Genomic DNA, 12,920 nt, shown 5'->3' with positions numbered 1-12,920 from the left:
CTGGGCTCTCGCTGCCGGCTCGGCGGCACATCCAGACTCTAGGAATACGAAGGAACTCACGCGTGGCCAACATCAAGTCGCAGGAGAAGCGCAATCGCACCAATGAGCGCCGCAGACTGCGCAACAAGTCGGTGAAGTCCTCGCTTCACACGGCGATCCGTGCGTTCCGGGAGGCTGCCGAGGCCGGTGACAAGGACAAGGCCACCGAGCTGGCCCGCGCCGCCAGCCGCAAGCTGGACAAGGCCGCCAGCAAGGGCGTCATCCACAAGAATCAGGCCGCCAACCGCAAGTCGGCGCTCTCGTTGGCGCTGAACAAGCTCTGAATCGGCGTCAGCGGCGCGCCGGCCGCGCCAGCTCGGCGACGCGCCGAGTCGCAGCTTCCAACACGTAGTCGGCGTCAGCCGCCGCTCCCTTGACGTCCGCGTTCAGCGCGGCGACCAGTTGCAACGCTTCGGCGACGGATTCCGTCGACCATCCGCGAGCCTGCCGCTGCGCCTTCTTCACCCGCCACGGCGGCATCCCGAGCTCGCCGGCCAGCCGGAACGGATCACCGGACAGCGGCCCCACCCGGGCGATGCAGTGCACCGCCTCGGCCAAGGCGTCAGCGAGCACGACCCGAGGTTCACCGCGGATCATCGCCCAGCGCAGCGCCTCGACCGCCCCGGCCACGTCACCGACCACCGCCTTGTCTGCGATGTCGAAGCCCTTCACTTCAGCCCGGCCGCTGTAGTAGCGGCGCACGGCGGCCACGTCGACGTCACCGCCGGTGTCGGCGATCAGCTGCGAGCAGGCCGCGGCGAGCTCGCGCAGGTCAGAGCCCACCGCGTCGATGATTGCGGCGACCACGTCGTCGTCGGCGTCGACCCGTTGGGCGCGGAATTCGCGGCGGACGAAGTCGACGCGCTCGCCTGCCTTGGTGATCCGCGCGCACGGGTGCACCACGGCGCCGAGTTTGCGCAGCTGGTCCGCCAGCGCCTTGGCACGGCCACCCCCGGAGTGAACGACGACAAGAACGGTGCCGGCGGGCAGCTCGGCCGCGGCGTTCGCGATCAGCGTCACCGCGTCCTTGCCCGCCTCGGCCGCGGCCTCGAGGACGACCACCCGTTCGTCGGCGAACAGCGACGGGCTGAGCAACTCCGCCAGTTCACTGGTGGTGACCTCCCCGGCGCGCAGCCGGCTTTCCGGCACCTCGGCCGTGCCGGCCTGGGCGCGGACCTCCCGCAGCACCGCCGCGATCGCCCGCTCGACGAGCAGTTCTTCGTCCCCCAGCACCAGATGCAGACCGGGTCGCACGCTCACTCGACGATCGTGCCACGGCCGCCCGACACCCCCGCTTCCACCGTGCGACGAGCCACCACAAGACCACCGCCCCGAGCGCGCCCACGGCGACGACGACCGCGCCGGGCAGTTGAGAGGGCACGTCTACCGTCGCGCCCGGCAGCCCGCCGGCCCACCGCGCGACGCTGAGCAGCCACCACAATTCAGGCCCGGTGAACCGGACCAGCAGCTGCGCTGCGCCGGGCCACACAACGGCTAACACGGCGGCGGCGGTACCGGCGAGCGTGATCGGTGGGATCACGGCGGTGACCGCGATGTTGGCGAGCACCGATATGGCGCTGACCCGGCCGCTGATCGCGGCGATCAGCGGGGCAGTCACCAGCTGCGCGGCCGTCGCGACGCACAATGCGTCGGCCAGCAGCTTCGGGCAGCCTCTGGCGACAAGCCGCCGAGACCACACCGGCGCGATGACGATCAGCGCCGCGGTTGCCGACACTGACAGCGCGAAGCCCAGGTCGACCGCCATCTCCGGCGCCGCGACCATCAGCACGATCACGGTCGCCGACAGCGCGGGCATCGCGTGGCGCCGCCGGTGGGTGAGCACGCCGAGCAGCCCGATCGCGCCCATCACTGCCGCACGCAGCACGCTGGCGGACGGCTGCACCACGACCACAAAGCCCACGAGCGCGACTGCCGCCAGCGCGACGGCCGCCCGCGGCCCGACGAGCCTGGCCAGGAGGAGAACCGCGCCGCAGACGATTGTCACGTTCGCTCCCGACACCGCGGTCAGGTGCGTCAGCCCCGCGGCCCGAAACGACGCCACGGTCTCCGGCGGCAGCGTCGACGTGTCGCCGAGCACCAGCGCGGGCAGGGCGGCGGCCTGCTCGGCCGGCAGCTGGGACCGCGCGGCGTCGGCGAACTGCCGGCGCACCGAGTGGGCGGCACGCTGCGCCGGCGACGCTTCACCCAGCGTCGGCGTGCCTTCCGCCGAGAGCACCGCGACGCTCAAGTCCCGCCGCTTGGGTCGCCCGACGACCGCGCGGAAACTGGCCGGCCGGCCCGCGGTCACCTCGGCGAAGGTGCGGGGCGACGCGAACACTGTGACGCGGCCCGACACGTCGTCGGCACCGATGCGCCTGAGGGCACCGCGGAAGACCACCCGGCCGCCGTCACGCACCGGGCGGGGTTGCTCGCTGGCGGTGACGGTGACCATCGCAGATCGCCCGTACAACTCGGTGAGCGGATGGTGCTCGACCGCGTCGACCCGGACTGCGGCCGCCCAGCTGAATCCGGCACCGACGACCGCGGCGCCCAGAACGACCGCCGAGACCGTCGAGGGGCGGACGTCACGGCGGCGGGCGCGCCATCCCGCCACGGCAGCAGCGATCGCGACAAGAGTGCACACCAGCGCCGCAACGTTTCCACCACGCCAGACGATCGCGATCGCCGTCACCGCCCAGCACGTCAAGGCCGCCGGCGCGAGCCGCAGGTCGATGGGCGAAGTGTCCACGCGAATCGCCGGCCCGGCTCATACCCGCACCAGATTCCGCAGTTTCTCCAAGCGCGCAGGGCCGATGCCGTCGACCTCCCCCAACTGGTCGACGCTGGTGAACTTCCCATTGGCCTCGCGCCACGCCACGATCGCCGCCGCGGTCACCGGGCCGACCCCGGGCAGGGCGTCGAGTTGTTCGACCGTGGCGGTGTTGAGGTCGACCGGCCCCGCCGACGGTCCGCTCGCCGGTCCACGTGATGGCCCGTTCGCTGGTTTGGATGGACTCGGCGACGCTGATGCTCCAGACGCGGGCGTCACGCCGCTGCCCAGCTTGCGCGGCTCGCCGGGCGCCGGCGCGATTCCGACGACGATCTGCTGGCCGTCGGTCACCCGCTGAGCCAGGTTGAGACCGATGAGGTCGGCGCCGTCGAGCGTGCCGCCGGCGGCTGTCACCGCATCGGCGATCCGGGCGCCGGGCTGCAGCGTGACCAGGCCCGGCTTGTGCACAAGTCCCACGACGCTGACGACCGCCGGCGCGTCGGGCGCGGGACTCGGCGCACTGGAGCTCGGTTTGGGCGCGGCCGACGAAACCATCTGCACCGGCGGCAGTTTCGCCGACACGACCGGCGGCGGCTTGTCCCGCATCATCGCGAACACTGTGACCATCACGGCGATCACCCCGACTGCCGCCAGCGCGAACAACCCCGCGCGTCCAGGGTCGGCTCTGATGGCAGCCAGCCAGGCGGGGCCGGTGTCCGGCGCGGCCGCCGGCAACCACCTCGACAGGGACTCATTGGCGTCGGCGCCGTCGTCGTCGCTGTCGGATTCCGGTGCCGTACCCAGCCGCCGGTGAAGCCGCTCTGCGGGCAGTTCGGTTCGCATGCCGCAACGGTAGGAATCGACGGCGACACTTCCCGTGCCGCCGAGCCCGCACGACGCCGGGCTGTGGACTAACTCCAGGCTGTGGACGAATCTCACGGCGCTGTGAGCAGATCGCCGCGACCAACCCCGCATACTCGCAGTCATGACGAACCTGCCGAGCCGCCCCGTTCGCGTCATCCAATGGACCACCGGCAACATCGGGCGACGCTCGCTGCACGCGATCATCGGCCGCCCGGACATGGAGCTCGTGGGCGTGTATGCGCATGGAGCCGACAAGGTGGGCAAGGACGCGGCCGAGTTGTGCGGCTGGCCTCAACCGACAGGAGTCACGGCCACCAACGACATCGAGACGCTCATCAGGCTCGAACCCGACGCCTGCTGCTACAACCCGCTGTGGCCCAACATCGACGAGCTGGTTCGGCTACTCGAAGCGGGCATCAATGTGTGCTCGAGCGCGGCGTGGATCACCGGCGGAAAGCAGACGCCCGAGGATCGTGACCGCATCAGAAGGGCTTGCCTGCAAGGCAATTCGACGATGTTCGGTAGCGGCGCCCACCCCGGGATGAGCAATCTGGTGGGCATGGTCCTCAGCGGCTCGTGTGAACGCGTCGACGAGATCAGGATCACCGAGTCGGTGGACTGCTCGACGTACGAGTCCGCCGAGACCCAGAAGGCGATGGGTTTCTCCCAGTCGCCCGACACGCCCGGACTCGCCGAGAGCGTGCGCAGAGAAAGCGAAGTGTTCGCTGAGTCGGCCGCGATGATGGCCGAAGCGATGGGCGTCACGCTCGACAGGATGACGTTCGACGTGACGTTCACTGCCGCGACCGGGCACTCGGACCTGGGCTTCATGCAGATTCCCGAAGGCACCGTCGCCGGCGTGTTCGGTTGTCACCGCGGCTGGGTCGGTGAGCGCAACATTGTCAGCGTCGGGTTCAACTGGATCATGGGGGCGCACGTGACCCCGCCCAAGCCGCTCGAGCACGGCCACGTCGTACAGGTTTTCGGGCTGCCCAACATGCGGACCGTGATCCATTGTCTGCCGCCCAAGGATTGGACGGAACCCGGCTTCATGGGCCTAGGCATGATCTACACCGCGATGCCGGTGACGAACGCCGTGCCCAAAGTCGTTGCCGCCGAACCCGGAATCGTCACCCTAGCCGATCTGCCACCGATCACCGGTCGGCCGGCGGTGTGAGCTCTCGATCGGCGATCTCGACGCACACGCCGACCGCGCCCGCCCCGACATGCACTCCCAGCACCGGGCCCATCGGTGTCACAGTCGGCGACTCGGCCGGATGCAGCCGGGCGATCAATTCGTGTGCGACGTCATTGGCTGCGCTGACGTTGTCCATGTGATGCACGGCGACGATCACCGGCCGCTCGCCGACCTCCGTGACCACCTGGCCGACGAGAGCGTCCAGCGCCTTGCTTGCCGTGCGGACTCGCTGCGCCAGCACCAACCGCCCGTCAGGATCGATACGGAGCACCGGTTTGATGGCCAGAGCCGTGCTGAGCCACGACGCCGCGGTGCCGATCCGACCGCTGCGCCGCAGGTTGTCCAAACGGTGCACCACCACGAAGCCGCGCACTCGGGAAACCGCCGAAAGCGCCTGCGCCTCAACGGCATTCAGGTCAGCCCCGGAAGCTGCGGCGCGTGCCGCCGCCAGCGCCACGAAACCTGTTGCCGACGCCACCGCCCGGGAATTCACCACTCGCACGGCCCCGCTGAATTGGCGGGCCACCTGCTCGGCTGAGGTGACCGTGGACGACAACGCGGCCGACACGTGCACCGCCACTACGCCGTCGCCGCCACTTTCCTCGAGCGCCTGCCGGTAGGCGTAGCTCAATTCCGCAGGCGTGGCCCCGGCGGTGGTCGCCTTGGCTCGGGTGTGGATGTCGGCAGGGATCGCGTCGACGCCGTCACGGAAATCCTCGCCGTCGCACAGGATATGAAGGGGCACCTGCCGAATCTGCCATCGTTCCCGGTCGGCGTCGGACAACAGCGACGACGAGTCCGTCACCACCACCACGGCCATTGCTGTCAGCCGCGCCGGTTGTCTTGGGGCACACCGGCTTCCGCCAATGCCTTGAGCATCAACTCCGCGACCGCCTGATGGGCTTCGAAGTTCCAGTGGATGCCGTCAGGATTGCCGCGGCCCGACAGCACATGTTCGGCCACCGCGGCCTTGAGGTCGACGATCGCGACACCGTGTTCAGTGGCCCATTCGGCGATCGCTGCCGCGGTGGCTTCTCGGCCGTGATGGGCGCGGCCATAGGTGTCGGCGATGTGCACCGACGGCAGCGACGCGACGATCGGGATGCCGGGGCGGTTGAAATCGATGGCGCCGCGGGTCATTTCGAGGTATTCCACCGACACGTGCGGGGGTAGGGCTGAGCGGGCGATCGGTGACAGCCGGGGCTGAACCCAGCAGTAGCCGTCGCGCACCCAGCGCCGCAGCCACGACGGGCGGACGTAGCGGATCATTTCGCGCAGCGCGGTGGGCAGCGGCGAAGGAAGCGAATCCATTCCGCCCGTCGCGACGATCACCGCTCCGGCCCGCGGCAGCGCCGCCCATGCCCGCGGGTCCTGGGTGGCGGCCCACCACACGTCGCGGCATGTCCATCCGATGCGGCCGATCAGCTCGACATCCCAACCCAGCTGAGCGCCAACGAGATTGGGCCAGATCCGCGGGTCGTCAGCGGGAAGCCCGCCGGTGGGGCCATAGTAGGCCAGCGAGTCGGCGAAGATCAGCAACACAGGTCGCGGCTGCAGGGGTTCAGAGGACATCGCTGGCCACCTGGGCAGAGGCGTTCCACACGTCCAGCCGCCACCGGATGTCCTCGAACGGGGCATCCGGGGCGGAGTGCCCGGACAGCTGCGTCCAGCTGGCGTTGCCCATCCCTCCCAGCGCGGGCCAATTCTCGACGGGCAAGTCGAGCAGCTGGGCCGTCAACGCGGCTATCAGCCCGCCGTGAGCCACCAGCACCACGGCGCGGTCCGGCTCGTCGACACCCCAATCACGTTGCTTCGCAACAAGTTCAGCGACCAGAGGGGTGCCGCGCCGTGCCACGTCGACGCGACTCTCACCACCGCGCGGTGCCCACGTCGCGTCGTCGCGCCAATGCATCCGGGCGCCCGGCGCCACAGCGTCGACCTCGCTGTGCGTCATCCCCTGCCAGTCGCCCAGGTGCGTTTCGCGCAGCCGTTCGTCGACCAGCAGCGGTGAGCTCGTGCGCTCGGCCAGCACGGTGGCGGTGTCGTAAGCGCGGCGAAGGTCCGAGGACACGATGAGCAGCGGCTGAGGCTTCGCCAGCACCTCTGCCACCGCCGCTGCCTGCGCCCGGCCCAGCTCGGACAGTTCGGTGTCGAGCTGACCTTGCATGCGGCTGCCGGCGTTGTACTCGGTTTGTCCGTGCCGCAGCATCACCAGCCGCCGCACCCTCACGGCGCACCGTCCAGATCGATACCGATCTGTGGGCAGTCGCCCCACAACCGGTCGAGGGCGTAGAAGTCGCGTTCGTCCTCGTGCTGGATGTGCACAACGACCTCGAGGTAATCGAGCAGTGTCCAGCGACCTTCCCGGGCACCTTCGCGGCGGGCGGGCTTGTAGCCGGCGCGGCGCATCTTCTCCTCGACCTCGTCGACGATTGCGTTGACCTGCCGTTCGTTGGACGCCGAGGCGATCACGAAAGCGTCGGTGATCACCAGTTGTTCGGAGACGTCGATCACGACCACGTTGTTGGCCAGCTTGGCGGCTGCGGCGCGAGCGGCGATCGTGGCCATTTCGACGGCCTCGGGGGCTGCGGTCATGAGTCACCCTCACTGCGGGAGTACAGGCCTCGCTTGGCGACGTACTGCACCACCCCGTCGGGCACGAGGTACCAGATCGGACGGTGCTCCGCCGCCCGGGCGCGGCAGTCTGTGGAGGAAATGGCCAGCGCCGGCACCTCGAGAAGCGTGAGCGCCTCGGACGGCAGAGAGTCGAACGCTGCGATCACATGACCGCCGTCGAGGTCGTAGCCGGGCCGGCTGACCCCGATGAACCGTGCCAGCGAGAACAGCTCTTCGGCGTCCTGCCAGGTCAAGATCGATGCCAGTGCGTCGGCGCCGGTGATGAAGTACAGGTCGGTGTCGGGAAACCGGGCGTGCAGGTCTCGAAGCGTGTCTTTGGTGTAGGTGCGCCCGCCACGGTCGATGTCGACGCGGCTGACCCAGAACCTCGGATTGCTGGCGGTGGCGATCACTGTCATCAAGTACCGGTCCTCGGCCGGCGTCACGTCACGGCCATGCTTCTGCCACGGCTCGCCGGTGGGTACGAACACCACCTCGTCGAGACCGAATCGGTCTGCGACCTCACTGGCGGCAACGAGGTGGCCGTTGTGGATGGGATCGAACGTCCCACCCATCACCCCGAGCCGCTTCGGGCCTGTCGACGCCACGTTTCGGCAGCTTACTTGCCGGGCCGGCGGACGTGAGCGCAGTGCGCCGTCAGCCCGGACGCCATTGCCGTAGCAAACCAATTGCATTCTCAACAAATTGCGTAACGGAATAGCGTGCCGAGCACACGCCGAGTTTCGGGCCGAACCAATTCAATGCCGGCCGCCTCTCCCCTTCGAGACCGCAAGCTGCCGAAAAACCCGAAATACTCTTTGCTGTCGACAACAATCAGAAACGAATTCAATCGAAAAGTCACCCGATTGCGTTCGGCGTTCTGTTAAGAATGTGCCCGTCTTGCGGTTCGGGATGAGGAGGCTGCGGTGAAAGCCGAGCACGGGGGAGCGAATTCACGTTGTGTCCAGGCTCGAAGGTGGCTCGGCGCCATGGCCGTGGTGCTCGGCGTCTGCGCCGCCTTCGTCAACGCGACAGCGATAGCCTCCGCGGACGGCACCGCCTCAGCGGACTCGACCTCCTCGTCCACCGGCGGCGCGGCCAAGCCTTCCGGCAGCGACACGAACACCAAGTCGTCACCGTCGGCAGGCGCCAAGGCGCCGACCGCCCCCGCCAAGGTGGATCCGGCCACGAAGACCAAGCCTTCGTCGTCGTGGGCCCGCAGCGACAAGTTGCCCGGCATCGGCACGCTCCCGTCGTCGACCACCAAGAAGAGCAAGCCGCCCAAGACCGGCGACCAGCCAGCGCAGACCGGTATCGCCGACAATCAGGCGACGCCGCAGCGCGACGCGACGGCTTCGACGCCGGCCACGTCATCCACCGGCGCGGCGGGCGCTGAGCCCGCAGCCTCGGCCGCCTCCGGTACCCCGGAAACCGGCACCGCGCCAGAGGTCACGACCCAGCCCGGTGATGCAACGACTGTGCAGAACGCACAGAGCGGCGCCCTGAACACGGACACGCTGCGCCGAAGCGCGGCGAAAACAGCTGCCGTTCCGCACTTCCGGCGGCTGACCCTGCCGTCCTCGCCCGCGACGAAGACCGCACCGGCGACCGGCAAGTCCACGACGAGTGCCCTGCGCAGTGTCGACGTTGGCACCGCCCTGGCCAGCGCGGGAACCGACACGAAGGCCGCAATTGCGTCCGACACGGCAACTGCGGCAACCGAAGTGGGCCAGCCCGCGACCACGCCGGTATCAGTTGCGACCGCGCTGGCGCCGGCGAAACCCGGCCTGGCAACGTCGATCCGTGACCTCGTGGCTTCGATCACCACCGCTGTGACCGGGGCGCCGTCCAACCCGATCTCCGATGTCTTGCAAGGTGCCTACCTGTGGATCCGGCGTAGCTTCTACAACCAGGCACCCGCCCTCAAGCCGGTGCAGACCACCGGCCAGGTCAGCGGTCCGATCACGGGCACTCTCGGTGCGGCCGACGCCGAAAACGACCCGCTCAAGTACCGCATCGTCCACAAACCACTGCACGGCACCGTGGCGATCAACCCTGACGGGACCTTCACCTACACCCCGGGCTCCGGCTTCGACGGCACCGATGTGTTCACCGTTTCGGCCACCGACACGCGGTCTCACGTGAACCTGGCCAACCTGAAGCAATCCCACACCGTCGAGGCGAACGTCGGCATCCAGCAAGGGCCGGACCTGCACCAGCTCGATTACTCGTTCACCTACGGAAAAGGCGCGAAGTACTGGACTCCGCAGGCGAGAACGGAATTGGAATACGCGGCCAAAGTGCTTTCGACCTACTTCACGGTGACGTCGCCGGTGACGCTCAACTACGACGTCACAGGCAGCTACTGGCTGAAATACATTCGCAGGACCAAGTGCGACTTCGCGGACTGCTCGGAGCTTGCCTCCGCCTTGAGCCCGCCGGTCCGCGAAGCCCCCGGCTTCTACGACACCGTCGTCCAGAACAAGATCACCACCGGCGTGGACGCCAATGGCTCCGCTCCCGACGGCGAAATCGATTTCAACTTCGCGTACCGCTGGGGCATGGGTGACACAGTCAAACGGACTCAGTACGATTTCGTGTCCACGGCGATGCACGAAATGTTGCACACCTTCGGATTCGCATCGAAGGTATCGGAGCCCGGAGAGAACACCGGCCAGACGTGGAATATCTTCGACCAGTACATTTCGAACCAGACCGGTAATCGGGCGATCGACAACACTGATTACAAGTGGAACTCCACTTTCGATCCGAACTTGGAGGGCGCCAACGGCGGGCTCTACTTCGCCGGACAAAACGCCGAAGCCGCGTATGGCGGACCAGTCCGGCTCTACACACCGAAACCGTTCTCGGCGGGCAGCTCCATATCGCACCTGGACGACGACACATTCACCAACAAAGACTCCAACGCCGCCAACGCCATGAAGCTGATGAACTCCGCGACGCCCAAAGGACTGGGTGTGCGCACCCTTAGCGCCGTCGAGATCGGGATCCTCGAAGACCTCGGCTACACCATGGGTGTCCCGGCAGCGTCGTCAGCGCAGCAAGACGTGCAAGACGTCGCGTAGCAGCCTCACACCGGCAGCAGCCCGTCGATGACCTCGGCAAGCTGCTTGGCGTTGCGGCACTCGTGCATCGGGATCACGTCCTGATAGCGCGGCACCGCGGAATCGCCGCTGCCCCACAGGTGCCGCGGCTCTGGGTTCAGCCAGTGCGCGTGCCGGCTCTCGGTCACCATCCGGTGCAGCACGTCGACCTCGGGATTCCGGTAGTTGTTGCGTCCATCGCCCAGCACCAGCAACGAGCTGCGCGGCGACAGCACCGTCGGGTACTTCTCGGTGAACGATGTGAACGCGTGGCCGTAGTCGCTGTGCCCGTCGCGCGTGTAGACGCCCGACTCCCGGGTGATCTGCTGCACCGCCATCGCGAGATCCGCGTCGGGACCGAACAGGTGAGTCACCTCGTCGGTGGTATCGATGAATGCGAACACCCGCACCCGCGAAAACTGTTGCCGCAGAGCGTGAACGAGCAGCAGCGTGAAGTGGCTGAAGCCCGCCACCGAGCCCGACACGTCACACAGCACCACGAGTTCCGGACGCGCCGGACGCGGCTTGCGCAACACCACGTCGATCGGCACACCACCGGTGTTCATCGACTTGCGCAGCGTCTTGCGCAGATAGATCTCACCGGCTCGGGCGCGACGACGCCGCGCCGCCAGCCGGGTGGCCAGAGTCCGCGCCAGCGGCGCAACCACACGTCGCATCTGGCGCAGCTGCTCGCCGGACGCACGCAGGAACTCGACGTTCTCCGACAACTGCGGAATGCCGTACATCGCCACGTGGTCGCGACCCAGCTGCTCGGCGGTGCGCCGCTTGGTCTCGGCTTCCACCATCTTGCGTAATCGCGAGATCCGCTGTGACGCTATGGCTTTGGCGATCTGCTCCTGTGAGGGACTCGGTTCTTCGCCGTACGGCGCGAGCAGCCCGGCCAGCAGCCGGCCCTCCAATTGGTCCAGCGCCATCGCCTTGAACGCCTGATACGACGAGTACGACGGCCCGCGGCTGGACGTGTACCGGCCGTACGCCTCGACGATGTGCGCGACGAGCGCCGCCATCCGCTCGTCGCGGTCTTCCGGATCTTCGGTGCCCTTGAGCAGTTCGACGAGCTGCGCCCGCAACTCGTCGATGTCGTCAGGTGACGCCGCGTCGTCGTCTTCGACAACGACCGCCGCACGGGTGCCCAGCGCCGCCGGGAACCACAGGTCGAACATCGCGTCATAGGTGTCGCGGTGATCCGGCCGGCGCAGCACCGCGCACGCGATGCCCTCACGAAGCGCCTCGCGGTCACCCAGCCCCAGCACGCTCATCACCCGGCCGGCATCCACCGTCTCCGACGGGCCGACCGAAATGCCTTGGGCCCGAAGAGCTTCGACGAACCCGACGAGATGGCCGGGGATGCCGTGCGGCGCGAGCGGCTGCGGCGGGCGAGTCCGGCGAGCGGCCATCAGTTCAGCCTCAACTCCCCCGCCGCGCGGTTCAGATCGGACTGGTGCTTGAGCACCACGCCCAGCGTCGACGCGATGGTCGCGTCGTCGATGGTGTCCAGTCCCAGTGCCAGCAGCGTGCGGCCCCAGTCGATGGTCTCGGCCACCGACGGCAACTTCTTCAGCTGCATGCCGCGCATCACCCCGATGATGCGCACCAGCTCCTCGGCGAGATGTTCCGGAAGCTCGGGAACCCGCGACAACAGGATCCTCCGCTCGAGATCGGGGTCGGGGAAGTCGATGTGCAAGAACAGGCATCGACGCTTGAGCGCTTCGGACAGCTCGCGGGTGGCGTTGGAGGTCAGCACGACGAACGGCGGCCGCTCGGCGACGATGGTGCCCAGTTCCGGGACGGTGACCGCGAAGTCGGACAACACCTCCAGCAGCAGACCTTCGATTTCGATGTCGGCCTTATCGGTCTCGTCGACCAGCAGCACCGTCGGCTCGGTGCGCCGGATCGCGGTCAGCAGCGGACGCGACAGCAGGAACTCCTCGGAGAACACGTCGGTCTTGGTGTGCTCCCAATCGCCACCGCCGGCTGAGCCGGCAATCCCATCACGGCCCGCCTGGATGCGCAAGATCTGCTTGGCGTGGTTCCACTCGTACAGCGCCCGAGATTCGTCGACGCCCTCGTAGCACTGCAGCCGAACCAGCCCGGAGCCGGTGGCTTGCGCGACGGCGCGGGCCAGTTCGGTCTTGCCGACCCCTGCCGGTCCCTCCACCAGCAATGGCTTGCCCAGCCGGTCGGCGAGGAAAACCGCTGTGGCGGTTGCGGTATCGGGCAGATACCCGGTCTCGGCGAGCCGACGTGCCACGTCGTCGATGTCGGCGAACAGCGGCGCGGGCCGCGCTGGGACGCTCATTCTTCTCCT

Annotated in this window: 13 protein-coding genes; 3 read left to right on the top strand and 10 right to left on the bottom strand. The window is 68.1% G+C overall.

The annotated features are described in order from the left end of the window. The first annotated feature begins 62 nt into the window (after positions 1-62). A complete protein-coding gene (rpsT, locus tag AC5Y39_RS04215; RefSeq protein ID WP_499911181.1) occupies positions 63-323 on the top strand; it encodes a 30S ribosomal protein S20 in 261 nt (86 codons plus the stop codon). Positions 324-330: 7 nt separating this feature from the next. Here rpsT and holA read toward each other — a convergent pair whose 3' ends face one another. The 3 genes from holA to AC5Y39_RS04200 are packed head-to-tail and all read right to left on the bottom strand — an operon-like array spanning position 331 to position 3,652. Next, on the bottom strand, positions 331-1,254 hold the full coding sequence (holA, locus tag AC5Y39_RS04210) for a DNA polymerase III subunit delta (RefSeq protein WP_500015570.1): 924 nt from the start codon (positions 1,252-1,254) through the stop codon (positions 331-333). Continuing rightward, positions 1,145-2,794 carry a ComEC/Rec2 family competence protein gene (locus AC5Y39_RS04205; RefSeq protein ID WP_500015572.1) on the bottom strand — a complete coding sequence of 550 codons (1,650 nt, stop codon included), beginning with the start codon at positions 2,792-2,794 and terminating at the stop codon, positions 1,145-1,147. The genes holA and AC5Y39_RS04205 overlap by 110 nt, the downstream gene beginning before the upstream one ends. Before the next feature lie 12 nt (positions 2,795-2,806). Continuing rightward, a complete protein-coding gene (locus AC5Y39_RS04200; RefSeq protein ID WP_500014877.1) occupies positions 2,807-3,652 on the bottom strand; it encodes a ComEA family DNA-binding protein in 846 nt (281 codons plus the stop codon). 142 nt (positions 3,653-3,794) lie between these two features. Here AC5Y39_RS04200 and AC5Y39_RS04195 point away from each other — a divergent pair, with 142 nt between their 5' ends. Beyond that, on the top strand, positions 3,795-4,850 hold the full coding sequence (locus AC5Y39_RS04195) for an NAD(P)H-dependent amine dehydrogenase family protein (protein WP_500014879.1): 1,056 nt from the start codon (positions 3,795-3,797) through the stop codon (positions 4,848-4,850). Here the strand turns inward: AC5Y39_RS04195 and AC5Y39_RS04190 are convergent. From AC5Y39_RS04190 to nadD, 5 genes are read right to left on the bottom strand one after another with little or no spacing between them, the layout of a single operon-like run. Continuing rightward, positions 4,828-5,691 carry a DegV family protein gene (locus AC5Y39_RS04190; RefSeq protein WP_500014881.1) on the bottom strand — a complete coding sequence of 288 codons (864 nt, stop codon included), beginning with the start codon at positions 5,689-5,691 and terminating at the stop codon, positions 4,828-4,830. The genes AC5Y39_RS04195 and AC5Y39_RS04190 overlap by 23 nt on opposite strands. 5 nt (positions 5,692-5,696) lie before the next feature. After that, positions 5,697-6,443, bottom strand: coding sequence for a diglucosylglycerate octanoyltransferase (octT, locus tag AC5Y39_RS04185; RefSeq protein WP_500014883.1), 747 nt, complete (start codon positions 6,441-6,443; stop codon positions 5,697-5,699). Beyond that, positions 6,433-7,101 (bottom strand): glucosyl-3-phosphoglycerate phosphatase, encoded by a 669-nt coding sequence (gpgP, locus tag AC5Y39_RS04180; RefSeq protein WP_500014884.1) that lies wholly within the window; start codon positions 7,099-7,101, stop codon positions 6,433-6,435. The genes octT and gpgP overlap by 11 nt, the downstream gene beginning before the upstream one ends. Further along, positions 7,098-7,466: a ribosome silencing factor gene (rsfS, locus tag AC5Y39_RS04175; protein WP_500014886.1), complete on the bottom strand. Its 369-nt coding sequence runs from the start codon at positions 7,464-7,466 to the stop codon at positions 7,098-7,100. The genes gpgP and rsfS overlap by 4 nt, the downstream gene beginning before the upstream one ends. Next, positions 7,463-8,095, bottom strand: a complete 633-nt coding sequence (nadD, locus tag AC5Y39_RS04170) for a nicotinate-nucleotide adenylyltransferase (RefSeq protein WP_500014888.1) — start codon at positions 8,093-8,095, stop codon at positions 7,463-7,465. The genes rsfS and nadD overlap by 4 nt, the downstream gene beginning before the upstream one ends. A gap of 381 nt (positions 8,096-8,476) precedes the next feature. On the opposite strand from nadD, the gene AC5Y39_RS04165 reads away from it, so the two are divergent. Then, positions 8,477-10,573 carry an Ig-like domain-containing protein gene (locus tag AC5Y39_RS04165; protein ID WP_500014889.1) on the top strand — a complete coding sequence of 699 codons (2,097 nt, stop codon included), beginning with the start codon at positions 8,477-8,479 and terminating at the stop codon, positions 10,571-10,573. Positions 10,574-10,578: 5 nt separating this feature from the next. Here AC5Y39_RS04165 and AC5Y39_RS04160 read toward each other — a convergent pair whose 3' ends face one another. After that, on the bottom strand, positions 10,579-12,009 hold the full coding sequence (locus tag AC5Y39_RS04160; protein WP_500014891.1) for a vWA domain-containing protein: 1,431 nt from the start codon (positions 12,007-12,009) through the stop codon (positions 10,579-10,581). After that, positions 12,009-12,911, bottom strand: coding sequence for an AAA family ATPase (locus tag AC5Y39_RS04155; protein ID WP_499911198.1), 903 nt, complete (start codon positions 12,909-12,911; stop codon positions 12,009-12,011). The genes AC5Y39_RS04160 and AC5Y39_RS04155 overlap by 1 nt, the downstream gene beginning before the upstream one ends. Positions 12,912-12,920 lie beyond the last annotated feature (9 nt).

The organism is Mycobacterium sp. NGS39 (assembly GCF_059812765.1).
The sequence above is the reverse complement of the archived record's forward strand: the minus strand, read 5'-3'. Positions and strand labels throughout refer to the sequence as shown.

What these genes read in the sequence shown, in the direction of transcription:
- AC5Y39_RS04200 (WP_500014877.1), bottom strand. Translation starts at nt 3,652, where the DNA reads ATGCGAACCGAACTGCCCGCAGAGCGGCTTCACCGGCGGCTGGGTACG.
- AC5Y39_RS04195 (WP_500014879.1), top strand. Translation starts at nt 3,795, where the DNA reads ATGACGAACCTGCCGAGCCGCCCCGTTCGCGTCATCCAATGGACCACC.
- AC5Y39_RS04190 (WP_500014881.1), bottom strand. Translation starts at nt 5,691, where the DNA reads ATGGCCGTGGTGGTGGTGACGGACTCGTCGTCGCTGTTGTCCGACGCC.
- octT (WP_500014883.1), bottom strand. Translation starts at nt 6,443, where the DNA reads ATGTCCTCTGAACCCCTGCAGCCGCGACCTGTGTTGCTGATCTTCGCC.
- rsfS (WP_500014886.1), bottom strand. Translation starts at nt 7,466, where the DNA reads ATGACCGCAGCCCCCGAGGCCGTCGAAATGGCCACGATCGCCGCTCGC.
- AC5Y39_RS04165 (WP_500014889.1), top strand. Translation starts at nt 8,477, where the DNA reads ATGGCCGTGGTGCTCGGCGTCTGCGCCGCCTTCGTCAACGCGACAGCG.
- AC5Y39_RS04160 (WP_500014891.1), bottom strand. Translation starts at nt 12,009, where the DNA reads ATGGCCGCTCGCCGGACTCGCCCGCCGCAGCCGCTCGCGCCGCACGGC.
- AC5Y39_RS04155 (WP_499911198.1), bottom strand. Translation starts at nt 12,911, where the DNA reads ATGAGCGTCCCAGCGCGGCCCGCGCCGCTGTTCGCCGACATCGACGAC.